At 59.8% G+C, this 26178-nt stretch carries 20 protein-coding genes and 1 pseudogene; 9 read left to right on the top strand and 12 right to left on the bottom strand.

Annotated features, from left to right (window positions below; all coding sequences use genetic code 11):
• The first annotated feature begins 17 nt into the window (after positions 1-17).
• Together CLH62_RS09910 and CLH62_RS09905 are read left to right on the top strand one after the other, a co-directional pair.
• A complete protein-coding gene (locus tag CLH62_RS09910) occupies positions 18-1091 on the top strand; it encodes an efflux RND transporter periplasmic adaptor subunit (protein WP_099617999.1) in 1074 nt (357 codons plus the stop codon).
• Complete coding sequence (locus CLH62_RS09905) at positions 1088-4318, top strand: efflux RND transporter permease subunit (protein WP_099617998.1); 3231 nt, start codon at positions 1088-1090, stop codon at positions 4316-4318. The genes CLH62_RS09910 and CLH62_RS09905 overlap by 4 nt, the downstream gene beginning before the upstream one ends.
• Here the strand turns inward: CLH62_RS09905 and CLH62_RS09900 are convergent.
• Entirely contained in the window at positions 4315-4764 is a 450-nt protein-coding gene (locus tag CLH62_RS09900; RefSeq protein ID WP_099617997.1) for a potassium channel family protein, read from the bottom strand. The two genes, CLH62_RS09905 and CLH62_RS09900, sit on opposite strands and share 4 nt — an antisense overlap.
• 153 nt (positions 4765-4917) lie before the next feature.
• Between CLH62_RS09900 and CLH62_RS09895 the strand changes: the two genes are divergently transcribed.
• The 5 genes from CLH62_RS09895 to CLH62_RS09875 are packed head-to-tail and all read left to right on the top strand — an operon-like array spanning position 4918 to position 13388.
• Positions 4918-6156 carry an efflux RND transporter periplasmic adaptor subunit gene (locus CLH62_RS09895; RefSeq protein WP_099617996.1) on the top strand — a complete coding sequence of 413 codons (1239 nt, stop codon included), beginning with the start codon at positions 4918-4920 and terminating at the stop codon, positions 6154-6156.
• A complete protein-coding gene (locus tag CLH62_RS09890) occupies positions 6153-9320 on the top strand; it encodes an efflux RND transporter permease subunit (protein ID WP_099617995.1) in 3168 nt (1055 codons plus the stop codon). The genes CLH62_RS09895 and CLH62_RS09890 overlap by 4 nt, the downstream gene beginning before the upstream one ends.
• 15 nt (positions 9321-9335) lie before the next feature.
• Positions 9336-10019: an ABC transporter ATP-binding protein gene (locus CLH62_RS09885; protein WP_099617994.1), complete on the top strand. Its 684-nt coding sequence runs from the start codon at positions 9336-9338 to the stop codon at positions 10017-10019.
• Positions 10020-10026: 7 nt separating this feature from the next.
• A complete protein-coding gene (locus CLH62_RS09880; protein WP_099617993.1) occupies positions 10027-12312 on the top strand; it encodes an FtsX-like permease family protein in 2286 nt (761 codons plus the stop codon).
• Entirely contained in the window at positions 12309-13388 is a 1080-nt protein-coding gene (locus tag CLH62_RS09875) for a lipocalin-like domain-containing protein (protein ID WP_099617992.1), read from the top strand. The genes CLH62_RS09880 and CLH62_RS09875 overlap by 4 nt, the downstream gene beginning before the upstream one ends.
• A 12-nt stretch (positions 13389-13400) precedes the next feature.
• On the opposite strand, the gene CLH62_RS09870 is transcribed toward CLH62_RS09875, so the two are convergent.
• The 11 genes from CLH62_RS09870 to CLH62_RS09820 form a co-directional block, all read right to left on the bottom strand.
• Positions 13401-14132: a proteasome-type protease gene (locus CLH62_RS09870; RefSeq protein ID WP_099617991.1), complete on the bottom strand. Its 732-nt coding sequence runs from the start codon at positions 14130-14132 to the stop codon at positions 13401-13403.
• A 95-nt stretch (positions 14133-14227) separates the two neighbouring features.
• Positions 14228-15013, bottom strand: coding sequence for a transglutaminase family protein (locus tag CLH62_RS09865; protein ID WP_099617990.1), 786 nt, complete (start codon positions 15011-15013; stop codon positions 14228-14230).
• Positions 15010-15948 carry an alpha-E domain-containing protein gene (locus CLH62_RS09860; protein ID WP_099617989.1) on the bottom strand — a complete coding sequence of 313 codons (939 nt, stop codon included), beginning with the start codon at positions 15946-15948 and terminating at the stop codon, positions 15010-15012. Before CLH62_RS09860 ends, CLH62_RS09865 begins: the two co-directional genes overlap by 4 nt.
• Entirely contained in the window at positions 15942-17375 is a 1434-nt protein-coding gene (locus CLH62_RS09855) for a circularly permuted type 2 ATP-grasp protein (protein WP_099617988.1), read from the bottom strand. Before CLH62_RS09855 ends, CLH62_RS09860 begins: the two co-directional genes overlap by 7 nt.
• A 93-nt stretch (positions 17376-17468) precedes the next feature.
• Positions 17469-18677: an ammonium transporter gene (locus CLH62_RS09850; protein ID WP_099617987.1), complete on the bottom strand. Its 1209-nt coding sequence runs from the start codon at positions 18675-18677 to the stop codon at positions 17469-17471.
• 236 nt (positions 18678-18913) lie between these two features.
• Positions 18914-19831 carry a flagellar motor protein MotB gene (locus tag CLH62_RS09845; protein ID WP_099617986.1) on the bottom strand — a complete coding sequence of 306 codons (918 nt, stop codon included), beginning with the start codon at positions 19829-19831 and terminating at the stop codon, positions 18914-18916.
• Positions 19832-19833: 2 nt separating this feature from the next.
• On the bottom strand, positions 19834-20604 hold the full coding sequence (gene pomA, locus CLH62_RS09840; RefSeq protein WP_099617985.1) for a flagellar motor protein PomA: 771 nt from the start codon (positions 20602-20604) through the stop codon (positions 19834-19836).
• Between the two features lie 67 nt (positions 20605-20671).
• Positions 20672-21091 carry a YkvA family protein gene (locus CLH62_RS09835; protein WP_099617984.1) on the bottom strand — a complete coding sequence of 140 codons (420 nt, stop codon included), beginning with the start codon at positions 21089-21091 and terminating at the stop codon, positions 20672-20674.
• 75 nt (positions 21092-21166) lie between these two features.
• Entirely contained in the window at positions 21167-22813 is a 1647-nt protein-coding gene (locus tag CLH62_RS09830) for a phytoene desaturase family protein (protein ID WP_099617983.1), read from the bottom strand.
• The gene (locus CLH62_RS09825) at positions 22804-23301 is read right to left on the bottom strand and encodes a DUF6231 family protein (protein ID WP_228152820.1); all 498 of its coding nucleotides are present in this window, start codon (positions 23299-23301) and stop codon (positions 22804-22806) included. Before CLH62_RS09825 ends, CLH62_RS09830 begins: the two co-directional genes overlap by 10 nt.
• 25 nt (positions 23302-23326) lie before the next feature.
• Positions 23327-24652 (bottom strand): DASH family cryptochrome, encoded by a 1326-nt coding sequence (locus CLH62_RS09820; RefSeq protein WP_099617981.1) that lies wholly within the window; start codon positions 24650-24652, stop codon positions 23327-23329.
• Between the two features lie 168 nt (positions 24653-24820).
• On the opposite strand from CLH62_RS09820, the pseudogene CLH62_RS21660 reads away from it, so the two are divergent.
• Both CLH62_RS21660 and CLH62_RS21655 read left to right on the top strand, forming a co-directional pair.
• Positions 24821-25588, top strand: a pseudogene (locus CLH62_RS21660) (PAS domain-containing protein); the annotation flags it as partial.
• A gap of 6 nt (positions 25589-25594) precedes the next feature.
• Positions 25595-26128 (top strand): methyl-accepting chemotaxis protein, encoded by a 534-nt coding sequence (locus CLH62_RS21655; protein WP_228152853.1) that lies wholly within the window; start codon positions 25595-25597, stop codon positions 26126-26128.
• Positions 26129-26178 lie beyond the last annotated feature (50 nt).

The raw sequence follows: 26178 nt of genomic DNA, 5'->3' as shown, positions 1-26178 counted from the left end.
TATCCCGGAGGTGCTTAATGGGGCGGATTGCTGCTGCAGGTTTAACTATTGCCCTGGGGCTGTTGGCTTCGGTGGCGCAGGCACAGGGCAATGCCGACGCTGGAGCAGTGACGACGGCGGTTGCAGAACGCAGCAGCCTTCAGGAAACCGTCCATCTTGATGGAGTTATCGAAGCTGTTCAGCAGAGCACTGTCTCGGCTCAGACCAGTGGTACGGTTCAGAACCTGCCTTTCGATGTTGATGACTCGGTTGTCGCCGGTGATCTGATTGTCCAGCTGGAGGACAGTGAGCAGCGCTCCCGGTTGCGCCAGGCCCAGGCCGGGCTGGAAGAGGCTGAAGCGGCGTTTTCGGATGCGAGGCAACGCTTTGAACGAATTGAGGCGGTTCATGAGCGGGGGTTGGTATCGCGCCAGGAGTTTGATCAGGCCCGCAACAATCTTGCCGCCGCCAGAGCCAGGGTGGAGCGTGCCAGTGCGACGGTTTCCGAGGCACAGGAACAGCTGTCCTATACCCGGGTAGTGGCGCCCTATGGCGGCATCCTCACCGAGCGCCATGTGGAGTTGGGCGAGGCCGTGAGCCCTGGCCAGCCCCTGCTCAGCGGGTTGTCCCTGGAACAGCTTCGGGTCGTGGTTGATCTGCCACAGAAGTATGCAGAACTGGCGCGCAACGAGCGCCAGGCCCGGGTTACTCTGGCAGATGGCCGAGTGCTGGAAACCGGCGAGATGACGTTCTACCCCTACGCCGACCCGGCCACTCACACCTTCCGGTTGCGGATGCGGCTCAACGAGCCCAACGGCTCCCTGTTTCCCGGCATGCTGGTGAAAGTCGGCGTGCCGGTTGCCAGCCGCGAGGCACTCTGGGTGCCAGCCAGCAGCCTGATCCACCGCAGTGAGCTAAGGGCTGTGTTCGTGCTCGATGATCAGGATCGGCCGCGGCTGCGCCAGGTACGCACCGGGATCAGGGACAACGGCCGGCTTGAGATCCTCGCGGGCCTGAGCGAGGGCGAACGGGTGGTTACCAACCCTTCGGAGTTGGTTGGCAGTGATCGACTGAACCTGGTCACCGAGTCGGGCACGGAGGCGAAACCGTGAGTCGGGAACTGCCGCCTGTGGGTCCATCCGGCGCCATTGCCCGGGTTTTCCAGAACAATCATCTCACGCCATTGCTGGCCGTTCTGGCGATTATCCTTGGTGTTCTGGCTGTGGTGGTCACCCCGAAGGAGGAAGAACCCCAGATTGACGTCACCATGGCGGATATCATGGTGGCGTTTCCCGGAGCCAGCACCCGCGAGGTGGAAAGCGCCATCGCCACACCCGCCGAGCAGGTGATGAGCGAGATCCAGGGTGTGAAGCATGTCTATTCGGTGTCGCGACAGGGCCAGGCGGTCATCACTGTTCAGTTTGAAGTGGGTGTGCCCCGTCAGGAAGCGCTGGTGCGGTTGTACAACCAGGTCTATTCAAACCAGGACTGGTTGCCAACAAACCTGGGTGCGACTCAGCCGGTGATCAAACCAAAGGGCATTGATGATGTTCCGGTAATGACCCTGACCCTCTACGACCCGGTCAACGGACACACGGGCGAGGAACTTACCCGCCTGGCCCATATGCTGGAAGTCGCCCTGAAGCGGGTCCCCGGCACCCGGGATGTCTATACCACCGGTGGTATTCCTGACCGGGTCGATATCCGTTTTGATCCGGCGTTGCTGGCCGGCTTCAACCTGACTATCGACGATTTGCGTAACGCGCTGGCCGCTGCCAACACCAGCAGTCAGGAGGCCAGGGTTACGCGGGATAACCTGTCCATTCCGGTCCAGGCCGGAACCCTGCTGAAATCGGTAGAGGACGTTCGCCGTCTGGTGGTGGGCATGCATGCTGGCTCAGCGGTTTACCTTGAGGATGTGGCCGACATCAGCCGGGGCGGCACAGTGGCCGACCAGAGCGTGATGACCGGCTTCGGGCCGGCACAAGAGGCCGGGAAAGCAGGCCAGCCTGGCGACGTGTATCCCGCAGTCACCCTGGCTATCGCCAAGAAACCCGGTGAAAACGCCGTCAATATCACCACAGCCGTTGAAGAACGGCTGGAGCGATTGCGCAATCGGGCTTTGCCGGTGGGTGTGGAGGTGCTGGTTACCCGTGACTATGGCGCCACAGCCTCCCAGAAAGCCCGCAAGCTGATCACCGATCTGATTTCCGCCACCTTGTGCGTGGTGCTGCTGGTACTGGCAGCCATGGGCTGGCGCCAGGCCCTGATTGTCGGTCTTGCGGTTCTGATCACCCTGTTGCTGACCCTGGTGTTTTCCTGGGCCTGGGGTTTTACCCTCAACCGGGTATCCCTGTTTGCGTTGATCTTCTCCATCGGCATATTGGTGGATGACGGCATCGTGATCACCGAGAACATCAACCGCCGGATCCAGAACTCCCGGTGGCCGGTGAAGGACATCATTCCGGTGGCGGTAGACGAGGTAGGAACGCCCACTATTATGGCGAGCCTGACCATCATGGCAGCGCTGATTCCGATGGCGTTCGTCAGCGGTCTGATGGGACCCTACATGAGCCCGATTCCGATCAACGCCTCGGCGGGTATGGTGCTGTCCCAGATCGTGGCCTTTGTGGTCGCGCCCTGGCTGGCCTTCCGGTTACTGAAACACAAGAAGGGTGAATTGGCCGCTGAAGCCGATGAGGCTTCCAGTTCTGCTGACGGCGTCAGCCCGCTCTCCTTGCGCATTTTCCGCACAGTGCTGGGTCCTTTCCTGGGTGATCATCCCTGGCGACGTCGTCTGCTTGGGCTCGGCGTGGTCGGGCTTACCATTGCGGCTGCGTCATTGCCGGTATTCCTGGCTGTCATTCTGAAAATGCTGCCATTCGACAACAAATCCGAGCTGCAGGTGGTCGTGGACATGCCGGAGCGCACGCCAATGGAGCAGACCCAGCGGGTGTTGATGGAAATGGGCAGCTACCTGGAAACGGTCGACGAAGTGGCCAATTGGCAGAGCTATGCCGGCACGGCATCCCCCATCAACTTTAACGGCCTGGTGCGACAGTATTACCTGCGCAGCGACTCTTACCAGGGCGACATTCAGGTCAACCTCAGCCACGAGGAAAACCGGGATCGCCAGTCCCACGACATCGCCCAGTCCTTGCGGGCCCCTCTAACGGAGATTGGTGACAAGTACGGTGCCAGTGTGAAAATTGTGGAGGTGCCCCCGGGGCCGCCGGTGCTGTCCCCGGTGGTAGCCGAAATCTACGCCGTGGATGAATCCCGCCGGGCAGAGCTGGCTCGTAAGGTGGCGGAAGGCATGACGCAGGTAGACGGCCTGGTGGATATTGATACCACCCTGGAAGCGCCCACCAGGCAGTGGGAAGTGGTGGTGGACCGGGACCGTGCAGCAAGGCTGGGAGTCTCCCAGGCCCAGGTGGTTGGTACCTTGCAGACGGCCCTTGGCGGAACCAGCGTCAGCTTCCTGCACGATGACCACGCCAAGTATCCGGTGCCAATCCGGGTGATTCTGAGCGAAGGGGACAAGGCTCAGCCATCGGTGCTGCTGTCCCTTAATGTGCGAGGCCGCACCGGTAACCTGGTCCCGCTGGCAAGCATTGCCGAGGTTCGGGAAGCGGACTGGATGGGCGCGATCTACCACAAAGATCTGCTGCCGGTGACCTACGTAACAGCGGACATGGCCGGTGAGACCGATTCACCGTTGTACGGCATGTTTGCCATGGTGGACCTTCTGAACCAGCAAGAGGGTGCGCCGGAGCAATACTTTATCGGTCAGCCACCGTTGCCGGAGAAAGGTACTCTGAAATGGGATGGTGAGTGGCAGATTACCTATGAAACTTTCCGGGATATGGGCGCCGCCTACAGTGTGGGCATATTCATGATTTTTGTGTTGTTGGTGGCGCAATTCCGGTCTTATCTTCTGCCCCTGGTCATCATGGCGCCCATCCCGCTGACGCTGATCGGAATCATGCCCGGTCATGCTTTGTTGGGGCGCGAATTCACTGCAACCAGCATGATCGGTATGATCGCGCTGGCCGGGATCATCGTTCGTAATTCCATCCTGCTGGTGGTGTTTATTCAGCAATTGATAGAAGAAGGTGTAGAACTGGATGAGGCCGTGGTCCTGGCCGGGGCGGTGCGCATCAAACCCATTGCCCTGACGGCGATTTCGGCCATGGTTGGCGCTTACTTTATTCTGAACGATCCGATATTCAATGGTCTGGCGATATCGCTGGTTTTCGGCCTGGCCATGTCTACCTTGCTGACCGTTCTGGTGGTGCCTCTGCTTTACTACACGCTGGCCCGCTGCAAATGGGTTTAACGGGTAGGCCAGTAGCGCTGCATTTCGACGAACAGGAAGGATGCGCTCCAGGTGATCAGCACGAGGCCGGTAAGGCCCTCGATACCGGTCAGGAATCGGAGTACCCCGAGGGCTTCTATGTCGCCGTAGCCAAGAGTCGTGAAGGTTGTGAAGGAAAAGTAGACACAATCCAGGAAGCTGCCACTAAAATTGCCGGTCAGTTCACCCCAGGCCTCGGCATGGTGCATCAGGTAGTAGGCGCCGGCAAAAATCCAGACTTGCAGGGTGTGGGCGGCAAGGATGCCGAAAACGGCGGCAATCAGACGGAAATGATGGCTCTGACGCATCTTTGCCAGCAGGCCGCTCAGGCGAATAAGCACCTCATGGTGTATTAGCACAACCACCGCAACAATGAGTGCATTAATGAGACTCGCATTCAAGAGGCCAACATGCTCTTCTACCGTCAAGTTCGCTTTTCTCCGCTGGTACTGTGGGGCTGGTTTCTGCGTAAAAATGACGCACAGGGAAGAAATGCCCGATCCGAAAATGAACTGTGATTGTATAGTAGTCTGAATCTAACAGCCCTACGGGCCTTATCTACCATAGCTGGCCAGCAAGTAATGTCCAAACGACTCCTCCCCGTATTGATAATCGCCGTCGGTATCGCCGGCTTCCTGTTACTCAAGATGACCCGCCCGGAGCCTGCGGAAGTGAGCGCTACTGAACGGAGTTGGCGGGTTCAGGTTCAGGTTGTTGAGCCAGGTTTCCACACCCCTGTTTTACCTTTGTATGGCGAGGTCCTGGCTCCGGAGCAGCTTACTGTCACAGCCACGCTGGCTGGCCGGATTGGTGAGCGACCGGTCACCGAAGGGCAAAGGGTGAACGAGGGTGACCTGCTGGTGGCCCTGGATGATGCCGATATCCGGCCGGAGCTTGCCCAGGCCGAAGCGCAGGTGGCGGATTTGCAAGCCCAGCTTCGCTCGGAACAGGTGCGCTACCGGAACGATCAGTTGGCGTTGGCCAGTGAACAGGCGATTCTCGATAATGCCCGCCGGCAGCTTGAGCGCACCCGGTCGCTGTTAAGTCGTAACCTGGCTTCCCGTGAGGCACTGGAAGCTGCCACTGATGCCTCTGCCCGTGCGGAGCTGACCGTGAACACCCGGCAGCGGGCCATTGACGAGCATCCGGCCCGTCTGCAGAGCCTGGAGGCAAAGCTGGCCCAGGCTGAAGCCAACCTCGACAGCACCCGGCGGGATGCCGCCAGGGCCCGAATGACCGCCCCCTTTGACGGCATTGTGACCAGCATTCAAGTGGCCCGGGGTGACCAGGTCAGCCGGAACGAGCCCCTGCTCTCGCTGTATCCTGTCGAGGGCCTCGAGCTCAGGGCGCGGGTGCCGGAAATGTTTCGTGCCGAATTGCTGGATGCCCTGGAGCGGGGAGAGCCCCTCATGGCCTCCAGCGCGAGTGACGAACACTGGTTCCGGCTCGCCCGCTTCGCCGGCACCAGTGACCCATCCGGTACTGAGGCTATTCTGGAACTTGAGGGAGAACCGAAAGGTCTCCGCCCCGGGGCCCTGATGCCGGTGACCCTGGAACGGGCTGCAAGAGCCAACAGCGTCGCGATCCCTTTCAGCGCACTCTACGGCGCCGACAGCATTTATCTGCTGTCATCTGACGGCCGAATGGAAAGAGCGAAGATAGAGCGTATTGGCGAAGCCCGAGGCAATAATGGCGAGCGCTGGCTGCTGGTGTCCGGCGAGGCGCTTGTTTCCGGTGCCCGCCTGATTACCACTCATCTGCCAAACGCGGTCACCGGCCTGAAAGTTGATGCCGCTGACTCCGGAGCATCGGAGCAATGAGACGCAGAAAAGGCGTTATCGGGTTTTTCGTTCATCACCGGGTTGCCGCCAACCTCGTGATGCTGGTGATGCTGCTTGGCGGTGCACTGGCACTGAGCCGGATGAACATCCAGTTTTTTCCCACCTTTGCTCTGGATATCGTGAGCGTTCGTGTGGTCTGGAGCGGTGCTTCTGCCGAGGATGTCGAACAGGGCATTACCAACCCCCTGGAGCAGCGCCTACGCAGTGTGGATGGCCTGAAAAAGATGACCTCCACCTCGGCCCAGAGTGTTTCCTCCATCACCCTGGAGTTCGAGGAGGGCACCGATCCGATTCTGGCTCTGGATGATGTTCGCCAGCAGGTCGACGAATTCACCAACCTCCCCGCCGAGGCGGAAGAGCCCCAGGTGACCCGGATAGAACGGTACGAGCCTGTAGCCCGGTTGCTGGTTGTCGGTGACGTGGACCGGAGCGAATTACGGCAGTTGGCTTATCGCTTTGAGGATGAGTTGCTGCAGCGGGGCATTGACCGGGTGTCTATCCGCGGGCTGCCGGAGCAGCAGATCAGTATTGATGTGCCGGTTGAGCGGCTTGAAACCCTCGGGCTGTCACTGGACCAGGTGGCCGAGCGGGTTGCCGCCATTTCCCGGGATCTGCCGGCCGGTATGATGGCGCAGCAGGATGCGACCCGGGAACTGCGGGCCGTGGAACAGCGCCGGAGCCCTCAGGAGTTCGAGAACATCCCGGTTCTCAGCGGCGAGCGTATTCAGCTGAACCTCAGCGATATCGCCATCATCCGCCAGGAAGCCCGGGAGAGCCAGATCACCCTGGAGAAAGACGGCAAGCCGGCAGTTGAGCTTCAGTTGCAGCGATCGGAAAACGGCAACTCACTGGCAGCGGCGAAGGTTCTGGAAACCTGGCTGGCGGACACCCGGCCGGTGCTGCCGCCAACGATCGACCTGGAAGTTTACGACGAAACCTGGCAGTTGCTGGATGATCGTATCTCCCTGCTGGTGAATAACGGCCTGGGCGGTCTGGTGCTGGTGGTTTGTTTGCTCTACCTGTTCCTACCGGGCCGCGTTGCCATGTGGGTGGCGATTGGCATCCCGACGGCGTTCCTCGCCGCCATGGCAGTGCTCTGGCTGATCGGTGGCTCCATCAACATGATTTCCCTGTTTGCCCTGATCATGGCGCTGGGGGTGATCGTTGACGATGCCATTGTGGTCGGCGAGGACGCCGACGCCCACGCCCGCATGGGGGAAGAATCGATCTATGCCTCCGAGGGGGCCGCCAAACGGATGGTCTGGCCGGTGCTGGCGTCGTCCCTGACCACGGTCGCGGCCTTCATGCCCTTGCTGGTGGTGGGCGGCGTGATCGGTAATATTCTCGGCGATATTCCACTGGTAATGATCTGTGTGCTGGTGGCCTCCTTGCTGGAATGTTTCATCGTTCTGCCGGCACACCTGCGGCACGCCTTTGTTCCCCGCCGCAAGAAAAAAGCAGGGGAGGCGGTGTCTGAGCCGAAAAAACCAGGCCCGGTTGAGAGGTTCCGGCATGGCTTTGAGCAAAGCTTTGATCGGTTCCGGGAAGGCCGGTTTCGCCGGTTTTCCCGTTATAGCCTGGAGCACCGGGGTGCCACGGTTGCCAGCGCTATTGCCCTGGCCCTTGTGACCGTCGGGCTGCTGGCCGGTGGCCGGCTCGGCTTCAACTTTTTCCCGACGCCGGAGCCCTCGGTATTTTATGCCAACGCCAGCTTTGTCGCCGGCACCAATCAGGAAACGGTGGACGACTTCCTCGGCCAGATGCAGCGAACGCTGAACGAGACCGAAGCGGCCCTTGGCGGCGATTTCATTCTTCACGCAGTGACCACCCAGGGCGCAACTCTCGGGGCTGAAGGCAGCTCCCGCAGCGGTGACGAACTGGGGTCGATGATGATCGAGCTGGTGCCCTCGGACCGGCGCTCGGTACGCAACCCCGAGTTCATCAACGAGTGGCGCGGCCGGCTGGAGACACCGGCCGGGCTGGATAACCTGACCATTTCGGAGCGACAGGCCGGGCCGCCAGGCCGGGACGTTAACGTACGCCTGACCGGCGAAAACGCGGAGAATCTGAAACGGGCGGCGGATGAGCTGGGTCAGGCGCTCGCCACCCTGCCGGGGGTGCTGGATGTGGAAGACGATATGCCCTGGGGCAGGGAGCAGCTGATATATCAGGTCAGCCCTTACGGTGAGGCCCTGGGCCTGACCACTGCGGATCTTGGCAGTCAGCTGCGAGCGGCATTCGATGGCCGGATTGCCCAGATATACCAGGACGGTCGGGACGAGGTGGAAGTGCGCGTGCAGCTGCCCCGGGATCAGCGTGAACGTCTGTCGACCCTGTCCCGTATGACCGTGCGGGTTCCCGACGGGCGCTTCGTCCCGCTCAGTCAGGTGATGAATCTGGACCACCGCCAGGGCTTCCAGGCTCTGCGCCACGCTGATGGCAAACTGGCGGTTGAAGTGACCTCCGGCCTGAATACCCGGGTCAGTACCACAGACCAGATTCTGACAAGCCTGCAGGCGGAGGCACTGCCGGACATTGCCAATCGCTACAACGTGCGGTACAGCTTTGAGGGCCGCGCCGCGGACCAGCGGGAAACCATGGCGGACATGAAGACCGGCCTGATCATCGGGCTCGGGCTGATGTACGTGGTGCTGGCCTGGGTGTTTGCGTCCTGGAGCCTGCCACTGATCGTCATGGCCATCATCCCGTTTGCCCTGGTGGGTGCGCTGCTGGGGCACTGGCTGATGGGGTTGCAGCTGACCATACTGTCTCTTTTCGGGCTCTTCGGTCTATCTGGCATAGTGGTCAATAACGCCATTATTCTCGTAGCTTTCTATAATCAGCAGCGGCAGAAGGGGCTGGGTATTACCGATGCACTCAACGAGGCCGCCGTGCAACGAGTGAGGGCGGTATTGCTGACGTCCCTGACAACCATTGGTGGCCTTCTGCCATTGCTGTTTGAAACGTCCCTTCAGGCGCAGTTCCTGATTCCCATGGCCACGTCCATTGCTTTCGGACTGGGACTGTCGACGATTCTGGTATTGGTGGTTGTTCCGGCGCTGTTGTCCTGGCTGGAACAGTTCCGTGAGTGGCGGGCACTCCGGCAGGGTACTGTTGCCGAGCCCCTGGGGGCTCCCGAATAACCTGAACGGGAAATCATGGTGGATCTTTTGCTCGCGGTCCGAGGCCTGAATAAACAGTTCCGCAGCGGCACTCAGTCGGTGTCGGTGCTGAGCGATCTCTCCCTGCAACTGGGGCGGGGCGAGTCACTGGCGCTGACTGGCCGCTCGGGTTCGGGCAAAAGTACCTTGCTCAATATTCTGTGCGGTCTGGAAAAACCGGATGCAGGCAGAATTCAGGTGCTGGAGGAGGTTTTTGACAGCCGCAAACCTGCCGGGAGCAGACAGGCAGAGGCCCGGTGGGCAGCGCTGAGGCGGCGGCAGATTGGCGTGGTCTTCCAGGAAGCCAACCTGATGCCGGCCCTGTCGCTGCTGGACAATGTCCGCTTGCGGGCCCGGCTCGCCGGGCAGGCTGACGACAAGTGCGAGGACTGGATGGAGCGCCTCGGCATTGGCGAGCTCGCCGACCGCTATCCGGACCAGGTGTCCGGCGGCCAGCGTCAGCGTGCTGCCCTGGCCATGGTGTTTGCCATGAAACCGGCCCTGATCCTGGCGGATGAACCCACCGGTAGCCTGGACCGCCACACTGCCGAAGCGGTCACCCGGCAACTCTTCGATCTTCAGGCCCGTCATGGCTGCGGCCTGATTCTCGCAACCCACGATGCCGAACTGGCGACCCGATGCAATCACCACCTGGATCTCGGGCACCAGCCTGAAACCTGAGCCCCCCATGACCCTGTTGGCCGCCCTGTTCAGCCACTATCGCCGTCACCCACTACAATTGCTGGCGTTGGCCACCATGATTGTGCTGGCGACCATGCTATGGACCGGTGTTCATCACCTTACCAGCCAGGCCCGGGCCAGCCTTGATCAGAGTGAGTCGGCGGTGGCCGAGCGCCAGCAGGTGACACGGGCCGATGGTGAGCCGGTTTCCGTGCGGGACTTTGTCGCACTCAGGCGGGCCGGCCTGTGTGTCATGCCCTGGCTGGAAGTGGCATCGCCGGGGGCCGGACGTATAGTGGGTGTTGATCCCCTGGCGGCGGCCTGTTTTGACAGGTCCGCAAAGGATAACGAACCCTGGCGCGGTGAACTGGATGGCGCCCCTTTTGTGGATATCAGTGAGGCCGCCGGGCTGGCGATAGGGCAGAAAGGACAGAAAGACTCGCAGGGTGTGCTGTCGTTGCTGCTGTCCGGTCCTGACAGTGGTTCAGCCCTGCCGTCGGGTTACCGGATCGCTCCTTTCACCGTCGGGCCCGACACCGGAGAGCTGGGGGAAAGCTTCCTGCTGAATCTGGACGCGTTGGGCATGCTGGTGCTGCTGATTTCGGCCTTGCTGCTGCGCAGTGTCTACCTGCTGGGCCTGGCCCAGCGCCGTGACAGCTTTGCCCTGCTGCATCGGTTCGGAGTTCCCGGGCGCCAAATCAACCGGCTTTTGCTGCTTGAGATCATGGTGCTGGCGTTGGTGTGTATTGTCCCCGGCGTCTGGCTTGGCCGCTGGTTAGCGACAGGCCTCGGCAGCGGGTTTGGGCGGGCCCTGGAGGGACTTTTTGATACACCCTTGTACGCGGGGCAGGATGGCGGCTGGCTGGTGCCGGTTGCCACCATGCTGGCGGTCGTTCTTGTGGCCTGCCTGGCGGACGTGCTCCGGCCATTGGCCCGGCGGTTATCTGTGGCCGGCCGCGGGCAGAGCCTGCTACCGGCCCTGGTTTTGCTCGCAGGTATTGCCCTGTCGGTCTGGGCCTCTGCCCTGGCGTGGCTGTTCGTGGCTGTGGCCATGGTGTTTGTCGCGGCCGGCATTCTGGCGCCGTTTTTGATCGCCAGGTTGGCGGACTGGCGCGCCGGCGGTGAGGAGGATCCGCTCTCTCGTTGGCGCCACCGGGAATTATCCGTACTGGCCCGGCGTCTGGCTTTGCCCCTGGTGGCACTGCAGTTTGCCATGGCCATGGTGCTGGCGGTTCAGGCTCTGGTCACGACCTTCGAAAGCACCTTTGACCAGTGGCTGGTCCAGCGGCTGGAGGCAGACTATTACATTGAAGTCCCTGAAGGAGCAGATGCCAGCCTGGCTGTGGACTGGCTGTCGGGACAGCAAGAACTCGCAGCCGGGCTGTGGCATCGGGTGATCCGGGGTCAGGCCACGCTGATGAATTCTGTCGGTGAATCGGGTCCGGTGGTGGATGTATTTGCGCTGGGTCCCATCGGCCCGCTGGTGACCGGCTGGCAATTATTTGAATCGGTGGGTGCTCCCTGGCAGAGCCTGGCAGAAGGGCAGGGCCTGATGGTCAATGAACAGCTGGCACGCCGGCAGGGAGTGACGGTTGGCGATACGCTTTCCCTGAAGCTTGGGCATAAGGCTATCGATTTCCCGGTACTGGCGGTTTATCCGGATTATGGCCGGCCCGCCGGCGAGATTCTGATCCCTGCGTCGGCGCTCCCAACGGATTTCGAGACCGGTTTCCAGAGCCTGTCCATATCGCCGGGAACGCTGTCGATGGAGACCGTCACCAGTGGTCTGAAACAGATCTGGGATGTGGAGCAGCTGACAGTGCGGGACAACCGGGCGATCGAATCCCTTGCCTCTGCGATTTTTGATCAGACCTTCCTGCTGACCCGGGCCATGACGGTTCTGACCCTGATACTGGCGGCCATTGCCTTGCTGCTGATGGGCTGGGTGTTTTTCTCCACCCGCGCCTGGTACTTCCGGCTGCTGGTGGTCTGGGGACTGCCGCGCCGGCAGGCCGCCACCCAGCTCACCCGGCTGTCGCTGTCCCTGACCAGTGCTATTGCACTGCTCGCGTTGCCCCTGGGAGTCTGGCTGACCTGGATTCTGGTGCACCGCATCAACCCCCTGGCCTTCGGCTGGTCCCTGCCGATGGCGGTCTATCCCCGGTTCTGGCTTGAGCTTGGCGTGCTTAGTGTACTGGTGGGGCTCAGCATTGCCGTGCTGATGCGCCGGCAGCTGAACAGCCCGGCCTCGGCACCGGAGAGTGCCAGTGCCCTGTCCGGAGGTGAGCGATGAAGAGGTTGTTCTGGCTGGTGCTCCTGCCTGTTCTGGCTGGCTGTCCGGAGCAACAGGAACCGGCGGGCTTTGCAGGCCTGGCCGGCGTTGCGGACCCGGAAGCGGAGGTGCCATTCCTGCAGCCCGGCCCGGGTGACCGGCTGAGTTTCCCGGCGGATTTTGGCCCTCATCCCCAGCACCGGATCGAGTGGTGGTATCTGACCGCCAATCTGGAAACCGCCGAAGGTGACCCCCTGGGCCTGCAATGGACCCAGTTTCGGCAGGCCATCAAACCAAGACTGGCAGATGCTGTACCGCCCGATTCCGGAGGCTGGCCTCTGGAGGCGGCCTGGATGGCCCACGCCGCGGTCAGCTTTAATGGCCAGCACTACTTTGCCGAAAAGCTGGCCCGGGGTGATGTTGGCCATGCCGGTGCCAACGCAGAGCCCCCGGCTGTCTGGCTGGATGACTGGCAACTCAGCGAGTTGTCGGGAAACGGGACGTGGCGTTTGCAGGTGTCGGCGGACAACTGGTCCTACGATCTTTCCCTTCAGATCAACGGCGAGCCGGTGGCCCACGGTGATCAGGGCTTCAGTGCCAAATCCGCCAGTGGCGAAGGCTCCATGTACTTCAGTCTGGTGGATATTCAGATTGAGGGCACGGTTACCCTCGGCGACCGGACTCTGGCCGTTTCCGGAAAAGGCTGGTTTGACCGGGAATGGAGCAGCCAGTTTCTGAAGACCGGACAACAGGGCTGGGACTGGTTTGCCCTGCATCTGGAGTCGGGTGATAAGCTGATGGCCTTTCAACTGAGGGAGGAGGGTGGCGCTTTTCGGTCCGGCACCTGGATTCCCGCGCGGGGAGAACCGGTGGCGCTCACACCCGGTCAGCTCCGGATGACGCCCATTTCCGGGCCGGATAGCTACCCTCGCCAGTGGCAGTTGGAAGTGCCGGATTACGGGGTCAGCCTCAAGGTGTCTGCCCCTGCAGGGGACTACCGGAACACCGGGCTTTACCCATATTGGGAAAGCCCCGTTGCTGTCTCTGGCAGTCACTCTGGTGTGGGCTATATGGAACTCACGGGTTATGGCAATTAAGAACTATGGCAATTAACGGGTGCCAAGAACCGGCGGTTCCAGCTGATTGAACAGCACCTGAATGCCTTCGTGCCATTGCTGCCGGAGTTCATGGAAGTAGTTGCTGTTTTCCTCGACCCGCTCGGTAAAGCAGGGCTTGAGGGCATCCCGCTGGTAGATGGCGACATCAATGGGCATGCCGACCGAGAGGTTGCTCTTCATGGTGGAATCGAATGAGATCAGGGCGCACTGATAGGCGCGGTTCAGGGGTGTCCTGTAGCTGATGACCCGGTCCAGAATCGGTTTGCCGTACTTGGATTCGCCAATCTGGAAGAAGGGTGTCTCCTCCGTGGCCTCAATGAAGTTGCCTTCCGGGTAGATGTTGAAAAGTCTCGGATCCTCACCGCGAATCTGCCCCCCGAGAATCAGCGAGCAGCTGAAATCCACATGGCCGAGCTTGCCGTCCGGATTGTCGCGGCGGATCACTTCCCGCATGGTCTGGCCAACGATTTCCGCCGTCTCGAACATGGAGCCGGTACTCAAAACATTGTGCACATCGGTTCCGGTCCGGCGCTCCAGGAGGCTGATCACACTCTGGCTGGTGGCCAGATTGCCGGCAGAGAGCAGGACCAGTTCGCGCTCGCCCGGTTTCTCAAACACGTGCATCTTGCGAAAGGTGGAGATCTGGTCAAAGCCGGCGTTGGTCCGGGAGTCTGATGCGAACACCAGGCCATCGGCCAGCCGCATCGCGACGCAATAGGTCATGAAGCCCTCCTGCAAGGCTTGCTATCTTGCGCGTAGTCTAATCAACTCCTCGGGTTAAGTGTGAGCGCTTTATTGTGGTGTTTGCGGGCTTTTTGTTACTGGTTGCCTGCCGGGTTGGTTACCCAGGCCCGGGTTTCCATCTGCTCCATACCCCCGCCGGCCCGAACGCCACGCACTGGTGCGGCATCCCGGTAATCCAGTCCCACCGCCAGTTTTATGTGGCTCTCGGCCACGTTCAGGGTGTTAACCACATCAAAGGTTTGCCAGTTGCGGCCGATCCAGGCTTCGGCCCAGGCATGGGTGGCCACGTGGGCGTCGTTCGACGAGTGTATGTAGCCACTCACATAGCGGGCGGGCACGCCGATGTGCCGACAGCAGGCAAGGAACATGTGGGTGTGATCCTGGCACACGCCGGCTTTCAGTTTGAACGCCTCGCTGGCAGTATGGGTTACGGTGGTGGCCCCGGGCATGAACGCCACATGCTCCCGCAGGTGTTTCATCAGCCGGATCAGGCCCCTTTTATTGGAAGGGTACTGAACGGCCAGGGCCTTCAGGGCTTCGTCCGCTTCGGTGAGCGGGGTCTGGCGCAGGAAGACCTCCGGCGGGAACGGGGAATCGTCCCGGGTCAGTGGTTTTCCGGTGAGGTCGACAATACCTTCGGCGGTCAGAACAATCTCGTTGACTGCCTTGTCGAGGGACATCACCGTGACCGGGTTGCCGAAGCCGTCCACCATCTGGCTGGCTTCACCCGGCGCCTGCAGGTGCCAGTCATGGATACGTTGCTGAGGCGTGTTGCGGGGCGTCAGCCGGATATACTGGATGCTGTCACTCACCGGTGTTTCGTAGGTGTACCGTGTTTCATGCCGGATATGAAGTCTCATCCCTGCCACCCCATGTAGTCTTTCTGGATCTGGCCGCCAATGAGCTGGATACGGTCCAGGAAATCCACCAGATAATTGTGAAGGCCACGTTCGGCAATGTAGTCCCGGTCGCCGTGCCGGATATTGGCATAAAGGCTTGAGGCCAGGCGCCGCGACCCCCGCGCATCGCCACTTTCCACCTGTTCCAGCAAGCTGGCAATTTCCCGCAGGCAGCCATGCAGTGAGCGGGGAACGTCCGGCGCCAGGATCAGCAGTTCGGCAACGCTCATGGCATCAAGGTTATGGCCGTAGGTGTTCTGGTAGGCCTCAAAGGCGGCCAGGGAATGCAGCACGGCTGTCCACTCGAAAAATGCCTGGGTGGCGTGATCTTCCATGGCTTTCATGGCCATAACATGACGGATATCGAGGACGCGTGCTGTGGTTTCGGCCCGTTCAATAAAGGTTCCCAGCCGCAGGAAGTGAAAGGCATCATCTCTAAGCAGGGTGCCGTAGGCCGCGCCCCGGAACATGTGGGAGCGTTCCCGGATCCAGTCAAATACCGAACTGGCGTTGGACACTGTCACGCCCTTGCGTTGAAGTTCCTGCATTTCCAGCCAGGCCTGGTTGATACTCTCCCAGACGTCCGAAGACAGGTTGCCGCGGACGTGCAGGGCGTTGTCGCGGGCATTTCGGATAATGTTGAACACGCTGGCCGGGTGCCGCTCGTCGAGCAGCAGGAAGTCGATCAGGTTCTGGGGTGTGATCCCGGTATAGGAGTCGAGGAAGATCTCGCGGGTTCCGGATACCAGCAAGGGCACCGACAACTGTTCCGTGCGGTCTTCCGGCACATCAATCAGGGCCATTGTCAGGCTGACATCAAGGAGTCGGGCCTGGCTTTCCGCCCGCTCCAGGTAACGGGCCATCCAGAACAGGCTTGAGGCGGCACGGCTCAGCATCGGTCGTCCTCCAGTACCCAGGTGTCTTTGGTGCCACCACCCTGGGACGAGTTTACTACCAGCGACCCTTCTTCCAGCGCCACCCGCGTCAGGCCGCCCGGCACCATCTGGATTTTCTTTCCGGATAATACGAACGGGCGCAGATCCAGGTGTCTCGGTGCAACGCCCTCATCCACAAAGGTCGGACAGGTGGAAAGGCTCAGTGTCGGCTGCGCGATGTAGTCCTGGGGTCGTGCCTTGAGCAGGCTGCGGAAGGTGGCCAGTTCCTGTTTGCTCGCCTTCGGGCCAATCAGCATGCCGTAGCCACCGGCACCCTGGGCTTCTTTCACCACCAGCTCTGGCAGGTGATCCAGCACATACTGAAGGTCTGTCGGTTTGCGGCATTGCCAGGTCGGGACATTTTTCAGGATGGGTTCTTCGTCCAGGTAGAACCGGATCATGTCCGGCACATAGGGGTAGATGGACTTGTCATCGGCAACCCCTGTCCCCATGGCGTTGGTCAGAACCACGTTGCCGGTGCGGTAGGCGGCGTAGAGGCCGGCGACGCCGAGCATGGAGTCCGGATTGCCAGCCAGAGGGTCCAGGAAGTCGTCGTCCAGCCGCCGGTAGATCACATCCACCTGTTGCGGGCCCACCGTGGTTTTCATGTAAACCCTGTTCTGGGCCACGAACAGATCGGCCCCTTCCACCAGTTCCACGCCCATTTGCCGGGCCAGGAACGCATGCTCGAAGTAGGCGCTGTTGAACCGGCCCGGTGTGAGCACAACCACCGTCGGGTCGGGCTTGAGTGACGCCGCCCGTAGGGTTTCCCCCAGCAGGTTGGGGTAGTGTTCTACCGGCGCCACGGCGGAGTGGGTAAACAGTTCCGGGAACAGCCGCATCATCATCCGGCGGTTTTCCAGCATGTAGGACACACCGCTGGGGCAGCGGAGGTTGTCCTCAAGCACATAGAAATCGCCATCGCTGTGGCGGATCAGGTCGATGCCGGCGATATGGCAATACAGGTTGCGGGGCAGCTTAAGGTTCTGCATCCCCGGCTGGTACTGGGGGTTGGCAAACACCTGCTCGGCACTGATCACGCCGGCCTTGACGATGTCGTAGTCGTGATAGATGTCATGGAGGAAGCGGTTCAGGGCCTGGACCCGCTGCCGCAAACCGGTTTGCAGTGTATGCCAGTCGCTGGCGGAGATGACTCGCGGGATCAGGTCGAAGGGGATCAGGCGGTCCGCCCCCTTATCCTCACCATACACGTTGAAGGTGATGCCGAGCCGCTGGAACAGCACATCGGCTTCCCGGCGCTTTTCGGCAATCAGCTCCTCATTGGAGTTGAGGAGCCAGTTTTCGAGCATCCGGCATTGGGGACGCACCCGGTTGTCTTTATCGAACAATTCATCGTACAGGCCTTCGGCCGGCGTCTGGATCAGCATGATTCGGCACATCTCCCTGAATCGCGCCGTTCACAACAGCGCGTGATGACAAAATCAGCTGCAAGAGACGGGCCATCACCCTGTTTATCCGACTTATTCGTCCGCCGTTGCACCAATCCGGTGAATGCTCAGATCCGCACCATTGAACTCTTCTTCTTCGGTCAGACGCAGACCGGAGATCGCATTAATAACACTATAGACGATCAATCCGCCTGCAAAAGCGACAATTACGCCGGCCACGGAGCCGATGATCTGGGACATCAGGCTGACGCCGCCCAGGCCACCCAGAGACTGTTGACCGAAGATGCCGCAGGCGATAGCCCCCCAGAAACCACAAACCCCGTGGAGGGGCCAGACACCCAGCACATCGTCCAGACGCTCGATCTTCGCCTGGGCCCACTCAAACAGGTAGACAAAGATCGCGCCGGCCACCGCTCCGGTAACCAGTGCACCGACCGGGTGCATCAGGTCTGAACCGGCACACACTGCGACCAGCCCGGCCAGCGGACCGTTGTGAATAAAGCCCGGATCTTTCCGGCCCAGCAGCATTGACACCAGAATGCCGCCCACCATGGCCATCAGGCTGTTGACCGCCACCAGGCCGCTGATGCCATCCAGGGTCTGGGCAGACATCACGTTAAAACCGAACCAGCCGACGGTGAGAATCCAGGCGCCGAGCGCGAGAAACGGGATGTTGGAAGGGGCGAACGCCACCACTTTGCCGTTGCGATACCGACCTTTGCGGGCGCCAAGTACCAGCACGGCCGCCAGTGCGATCCAGCCACCGACGGCATGCACCACAACGGAGCCGGCGAAGTCGTGGAAGGATGCACCAAACTGGCTCTCAAGCCAGCCCTGGAAACCGTAATTGCCGTTCCAGATCAGACCTTCGAAGAAGGGGTATACGAAAGCCACGATCAGGCCGGAGGCAATCAGCAAAGGGTAGAACTTTGCCCGCTCGGCAATGCCGCCGGAAACGATGGCGGGAATTGCCGCGGCAAAGGTCATCAGGAAGAAAAATTTCACCAGATCATAGCCATTGGCAGCAGTGAGGTCGGCGGCACTATTCATGAAATGACTGCCGTAGGCGATGTAATAGCCGATAAAAAAGTAAGCCACGGCTGAGACGCCGAAGTCGGTCATGATCTTGACCAGTGCATTCACCTGGTTCTTGTGGCGAACAGTCCCCACTTCCAGGAAGGCAAAGCCCGCGTGCATGGCCAGCACCATAATGGCACCGATCAGGATAAACAGTGTGTTGGCGCTTTCGGTCAGGGTGTTTACTGCACTCGTGATGTCCACGGGTATTCGCTCCTGATGTTGTGTGTCCGGCCTCTGTCGGGCCGTTGTGCATGGAATAGGGCATTGAGGAATGCATTGATGAGGTGCAGCTTTAGCAAGAGCTGTTCCAAAACAATGCATTTCAAGAGCGGGAAGGGGGTTGCGGCAATAGCAAGAACAGCGGGCGGGGTGCGGCTGGCGTTTTTCGCACTATGGTTGTGCGTTTTCAGGGTGGATGCACCAATCTGGAGTGTTTTTTACCAGCTGATTTCGCCGGAAGACGGGCTGGCAGACTCGATCCCAATGATCGCTTCCTGATCTGCGGATTCGGACTCAATCAGCTCCCGTAGGCGAATTTCCTGTTCCTGCATGGGCTCGGAAAGATCAATGATGATCTCCACCCTGCGGTTTTTTGCGCGGTTCTCGGGGGAGGTATTCGACACTCTCGGCTCGGTATCCGCCAGCCCTGTAACGGCGAGTCTGGTCGGTTGCACGTAATCCCGGGCCAGCAACACATTGGCCACGGCCGCTGCTCGGGCCGCCGACAGGTCCCAGTTGCTGTAGAAGCGTTCTGTGCGGATAGGAACGTTGTCAGTATGGCCTTCAATGGTCAGGTTGCCGGGAATCGTGGCCAGAACCTCCGCCATCTCCAGCAGAAGGCCCTCGAACTCGTAGGTCAGCTGAGCGGAACCTGACGGAAACGAGCCTTTCTCTTCCACACGGATGACAATGCGCCGCTGGTCCTGACTGACATTGATGCGCCCGTCGGCAATCGCCGGCTCCAGGACCTGGAGAATCTGATCCATGGTCTCCCGCATCTGGTCGTCAATCGCCGCTTTGACGGCTACATCGGTGGGGCTTTTCAGGGTCTGAAGTTCTGGTTGCTCATCGGCGGTGGTTTGCTTGACCTGATTGACCACCGTGGGCTCTGGCGGGGCAGGTGAGAACTTGTCAAAAATGGGGCTGGTGCCCTGCGGTATTTCCAGGGCGGCGACTTCCCGCTGCACACCGAAAGCCTTGGAGAGTTCACCGGCAATCTGCTTGAACTTCTGGGCGTCAATCTCCGAGAAGGAGAGCAGCAATACGAAGAAGCACATCAACAGGGACATGAGGTCCGCAAAGGTGACGACCCAGGCCGGAATTCCCGGTTTTTCCTCTTCGGGTAACTCATCCATGATTAAGCGGCCTCGGCTTCAGCCTGTTTCTCACGCTCTTTGGGAGGAAGGTAGCTGGAGAGCATCTGTTCAATAATCCGGGGGTTGGTGCCTTCCTGGATGGCGACGAGAGCGTCGATGTACAGAGACTGCATGCGGGCCTCTTCGGTCATCCGCAGCGACAGCTTGTCGGCAATGGGCGTGGCAATCATGGTCGCAATCATGGCGCCGTATAATGTGGTCAGAAGGGCGACCGCCATGGCCGGCCCGATGGATTTCGGATCTTCCATGTTCGAGAGCATCTGAACCAGACCAATCAGGGTGCCGATCATGCCCATGGCTGGTGCAACATCTGCCATTGCGGTGAAGACTTTGGCGCCGGAGCGGTTGTGATCCAGTGTCATCAGGCGCTCCTTGCTCAGAAGCTGCTTGATGGTATTGCCATCCTGGCCATCAACCAGCATCTGGATGCCCTGGCTCAGGAACGGACTACTTACCTCGCGGCCCTCGATCCCCAGCACGCCTTCTTTCCGCGCTATGTTGGCGACTTCCACCAGCTCGTCGATGCTGGCCTGGGTTTCCGGGAGCTTGAACTTGAATGCTCGCAGGGCTGATTTGAAGGCCCAGAAGAACTGGGCAAAGCTGAACTTCGCCAGCACAACCAGCAGGGTACCGCCGACCACAATCAGCAAGGATGGGGGGTTGATGAATACCTCTGGAGAAACACCGAGAATAACGGCAGAGGCGATAAGCATTATGGCGCCAACAAGACCAATGAGAGTGGCGAAATCCACAGTTACTCCAGAAGCAGGTTGTGTATCTTGATAAGGTGGATGAGATTACCGTTAGTTCACAAATTAATCAATTCGCCTGAGGTGTACTTTTCAGCTCTTCCTGGTGCTCTTTCCAGGCGGCGTAACGATGCAGGTCCGATTCCACCAGTTTCAGGCACAGGGCAACCACACCGGCATCATCAAGGAAACCAATGCCGAGGATCAGGTCCGGAATAACATCTAACGGGTTCATCACATACAGTAATGCACCGGCGATGGCGGCAATGCTCTTCCAGGGTACGTTGCGGTAATTGCCATACCAGTAATCCCGGACCATTGAGAACATCAGCCGGATGTCTGCACCAAAACGCTTGAGCTTGCCACTGCCTTTCACTTTTTCTTCGATGGCGCGTTGCCGGTCCAGAAGCTTTTCGAGGTCTGCTTGATGGACCTTGCTGGCTTCAGCATTTAACTGTTTTTCGGCATTTTTCTCGCTGAACAGGGCCATGGACTGGTTCTCTTTCTTGCTTGAGGTGTTGGGCAGCCATGATCGCGCAACCTCGCCAGTATTGCCAATACGCGGTTATCCGACAAATATCCGCTTCGCCAGACCTGCTCCTCTCCAGCCCTGAATCGACAGGGTAGTGACCAGACCGCCGATCATGGCGCCCACCACACCGCAGGTGAGGATGTCCTGGCCGGTGAGGTAGAGCCCGGGAATATCGGTTTTGGGTTTCAGCCAGTCCTGTTCAAACCGTTCCGGATTATGATCCAGGCCATACAGCTCGCCCCGGCCATAACGGCAGAACCACGCGGTGGAGAGCGGTGTGGAGGTTTCCACATAATCCACCTTGCCCCGCAGCTGTGGCAGCTTTTTGTACATGACTTCCAGTAACTGGTCGGTGATCTTCTGTTTCAGGACTTCATAGTCATCGCCACGCTTGCCCCAGGTGGTGTCCTGCCAGGGCTCGAACATCTCCCAGGTGGTGGGGGCGACGATCTCGATGGTGGAAGTGCCCGGCCAGCGATTCTGGTAATCCGGGTCCTTGGCCGCCGGGAAAGAGATGTACACCACCGGGAAGTCCGTATGCTCAGGGTCTTTCAGAAACTGTTGTACGTTGCCATCGTGATCAGCACCGGGGTAAATCCAGAAATTGGTGCGGGGCAGCCCGAGCTGGTCCGGCCTGCCCTTCAGGCCAATGTAGAGGCCGATGTGGGGCATGGACGGAGTGATGTGTTCGCGTTTGCCTTGATAGCCGTTTTTTTCAGCCACATCGGCTGGCAGCAATTTTTCAAAGGTATTGATGACCCCGGCATTGCTGATTACCAGCGGTGCGCGGATTTCCTCGCCATCGGCCATGCGAACGCCTGCCACTTTGCCTTTCTCGATCAGGATGTCGGTGACATCGGCATAGGTGAACACCTCGCCGCCGGGCTTCTGAATCACCGGAATAATCGTTTTGGCGATTTCCGAGGCACCGCCGACGGGGTAAAACCCGCCATACAGGTAATGCTTGGCGATCAGCGCGTGGACCATGAAGCTCGACTGTTTCGGCGTGACCCCGCAATCGCCCCACTGGCCAGTGATGGCACCTATCAGTTCCCGGTTGTCGGTCAGCTCGCTCAGCACGTCCCAGGTGGTCTTATTGAAACACTCCGGCAGTGCCACACTCAGGCCCTTGTTAACGATGGGGCTGAGAATGCCCGGAGTCAGTTTGGAGAGGGTGTACCACTGCATGCCGTCGGCTACCTTGCCCAGCAGCTTCAGGTACTGGTCGATGGCGGCCTGCTCATCGGGAAAGGCGTTAAGCAGCGAGTGTCGCAAGCCTTCCTTGCCGGCGCGCAGGTTGACCACCCTGTCACCCAGGAAGAACCGGTCGTAGTTCTCGTCCATGGGTGCCCATTTCAGCTTGCCGTCGGTGATGTAATCGAACAGCCGGCGGCCGAGGGTGCGGGGTGAGCCCATGTCACCGATGTAGTGAACGCCCACATCCCACTCGTAACCGTTACGGGCATAGCTGTGGGTATAGCCACCAGCGGTGTAATGCTGTTCCAGCACCAGAACCTTCTTGCCGGCCTTCGCCAGGCACGCTGCGGTTGTCAGGCCGCCAATGCCGGAACCGATCACGACGGCGTCGTAGGGGCCTTTCAGGCGGTTGGCCCGGTACCTTGTGCCGATACGAATGGTGCTCGGTTTGAGTTTTTCTGAAGACGGACGGTTCACCACCATGCTTTTCCCCACATTTCCGGATTGGCCCAGTTCTCTGGATTGTTCCAGGCCCGTTTATGGTTGTAAGTATCCAGATCGTAGGTGTACAGCGTGAGTGCGCCGTTATCACTTTCCAGCTCGGCATGGCGTCGGAAGCCCAGGCCAATGAAATCGGTAAAGGCCCAGTCTGGCGTTTCACCCACCAGCACAGCGATCTGGTGGGTGCCGTAGTTCCTGAGCTGGCCCAGCAACAGTGCGCCTTCGTCGTGAGGCAGGTGTTCCAGGGTGTCGCTGATCAGCGCGAGATCCACAACGCGGTCCATTACCAGGCTGGCGTTGGGGTCGCTGGTGTCCAGGGTGTGCAGGTGGGTGTCTTCCCGGTGCTGTTGCCAGAACCGGGAAACCTCGGTGGCCAGAGCCCCGCAGCTTAGCAGTGTCCCCGGCGCCGTGGTGTCGATGATGCGGGCCAGGGTGTCCCGCGCTGTACTGGTGTTTCCGGTGTCCGTCATATCTGTCACGCCTGCCAAGCCTCTGTCACAACAGAGGCCAGTCTGCTGCATCCACTGTGTGTAATCCAACGGGCTGTTCCGCATCGCCGCCCCAGCGATCCACGAAGGTGCCCGTGGGATCATACTGTTGCGTCTGCTTCTCAAGGTTGAACTGCCTCAGGCCCCTGGGGTCGGCTCCCACGCCAGCGAGGTATTGCCAGTTGCCGTAGTTGCTTCCCACATCATAGTCGATCAATTGCTCCTCAAACCATGCTGCGCCGTAACGCCAGTCCATGCCCAGTTCGTTGATGAAGCAGCTGGCCACCAGTTGCCTTGCGCGGTTGCTCATGTAACCGGTTTCCCGCAACTGGTTCATGGCCGCGTTCACAATCGGGTACTCGGTGTTGCCCTGGCACCAGGCCTTGAACCGATGGCCGTAGAAGGTGCCGTGGCGGTGCTTGCGCTGGACGCCATCCCGGCGGAACAGGTTGGCACCGTGCTTCAGGGCATACCAGTAGAAGTATTCCCGCCAGAGCAACTCGAACCAGAGCCAGTAGGTGGATTCATTTTTGGTCTCACTGGTTTCGTATTCGCTGATGGTTTCTGCCGCTTCCCGCACCGACAGGCAGCCATTGGCAAGCCAGGGTGAGAACTTGGAGGAGGAGTCCCAGCTGTCGAGGGCGTTGCGGGCTTCCTTATAGCGGTCGATGCTGTGATTGCCAAACAGAAACTCTCGTAGCCGCTCCAGTCCGGCCGCTTCGCCGCCCATAAACTGTAAAGGGTGCATTGGCTCGCGGATGGGCGGGCAGTCGCCCCGGTTGTCTTCCGGGAAACCCGGAGGAGGCGGCAGGGCTGTGAGGGTGCGGATTCGCAGCCGCCCGGAACAGCGCTCACCGGTTCGCTCCACCTGTTTGCGGAACTGTGAAAAGGTATCCGGAAGATCCTGCAGGGCCATGGGCAGCGAGCCCTCGGTAAACAGGCTCAGGGTTTCGAATTGCTGGAACAGGGTGTCCGGCAGATTGCCCTTGATTGCCCGCCACTGGCTGGCCTCCCGGGTGCCTGGCAGGCGGGAACGAACAACCCGGGCAATGCGGTGAGCGTGCACCAGTTCCGGAATGACCGTTTCCGGTTCACCAAATGCGATGTGCAGTCGCTGCCCCAGGGGGCGCAGGCTCCGCTCCAGTGCCATCAGGCTCTGCCACAGAAAGAGCCAGCGGTGAGTCCCCATGGCCTTGCTCTGCAACGGCCCCGGGGCAAACCAGCGCGGGTCCACCACGTACACACACAACAACATGTCGGATTTCGACGCGGCCAGCAGGGCTGCGTTGTCATGCAGGCGAAGATCCCGTGTAAACCAGTAAAGCGTGCGCAACGTAATAGCTCCTCGAGCTTTTTGATTTTGCCTGTTAGATACGTTCCAGATTCAGAAAAGTTTTCGAGCGAAGAGCCCGCATCTGATTGTTGTGCGCTTCGCAAAGTCTCAGGTTACAGCCATAGAACAGGATGTCAGTGGTCAATTCATCAGGATCTGTTATAGAGAATGTCCATGTTCCTGACAAAAAAAAGAAAATCAGAAATGGTTGAGTGCCAGCAGCGCGCCAACCGCTGCGAAGCCATTCAAGACGCTATCACAAGCGCCATGGCAACCATCGAATTTACTCCCGACGGCCTGATCCTTGAAGCCAATGACCTGTTTCTTGAGGTAATCGGGTATCACCGGAATGAAGTGGTGGGCAAGCACCACAGCCTGTTCTGCGACCGCGAGTACAGCAACTCATCAGAATACAGAACCTTCTGGGATGTCCTGCGAAGTGGCCGCTCTCACTCCGGCACCTTTCCCCGGCGCAGCAAAAAGGGCGAGAAAATCTGGCTTGAAGCGACCTATTTCCCGGTGAAAAACCGCCAGGGGGAAGTCGAGCGGGTGATGAAAATCGCCGCAGATGTGACGCGGGAGCATGATCGCATGCGTGATCAGGAGGCCGCGTTCGAAGCTATCAATCGCTCCATGGCAACGATCGAATTCAAGCCTGATGGCACCATTATTAACGCCAATCAGAACTTTCTGGATGCGGTGGGTTACAGGCCGGAGGAAATCCGGGGTAAACACCATCGCATTTTCTGTGATGATTCCTTCTACCGTGAACATCCGGATTTCTGGGAGTCGCTATCACAAGGTGAGCTGAAAAGCGGTCAGTTCCGGCGCCGGAGATCCGATGGAACGGATCTATGGCTGGAGGCCACTTACAACCCGGTTTTTGATGAGAGGGGCCGGGTTGAAAAAGTCATCAAGTTTGCCAGTGACATTACCCCGAGGGTGGAGAAGGCTATACAAACCCAGGATGCCGCTGGTGTTGCATCGACGACGGCAACTCAAACCGCAGCCATCGCAGGGCGTGCACGAGAGGCGCTCCAGTACTCCCGATCTACCTCTGAACAGATCGAGGAAGGTGTCGACAAGGCGAAGGCGATTATCGCAGAGTTAAACGAACGTTCTCAGAGTATTGAGAGAATGGTGGATACCATTGCTGCTGTCGCTGATCAGACCAATCTTCTGGCGCTGAACGCCGCCATCGAGGCTGCCCGTGCCGGTGACCATGGCCGGGGCTTCGCGGTGGTGGCAGATGAAGTTCGGAAGTTGGCGGCCAATACAGGCGCGGCCACTCAGGAGATAGCTGACGTGATTCACACGATTCTGGAGTTGTCCGGAGGCGTTGAAAATCAGATCGGCAAGGTGTTGGAGAAAGCAGTTGAAGGCCGGAAACAGGTAGCCGAGGTAGAAAGCATTGTGGCCGAGATCCAGGACGGCGCCAGCGATGTGCTGGCGGCGATCGACCAGATTGGCCGTTGATCCTCCGCAACGCCGCTCCTGTCGGGCGGCGTTGCGGAGGATTTAACCAA

Source organism: Marinobacter guineae (assembly GCF_002744735.1).
In the GTDB taxonomy this organism is placed as follows: domain Bacteria; phylum Pseudomonadota; class Gammaproteobacteria; order Pseudomonadales; family Oleiphilaceae; genus Marinobacter; species Marinobacter guineae.
This window is presented reverse-complemented; position numbering and strand designations above follow the sequence as displayed.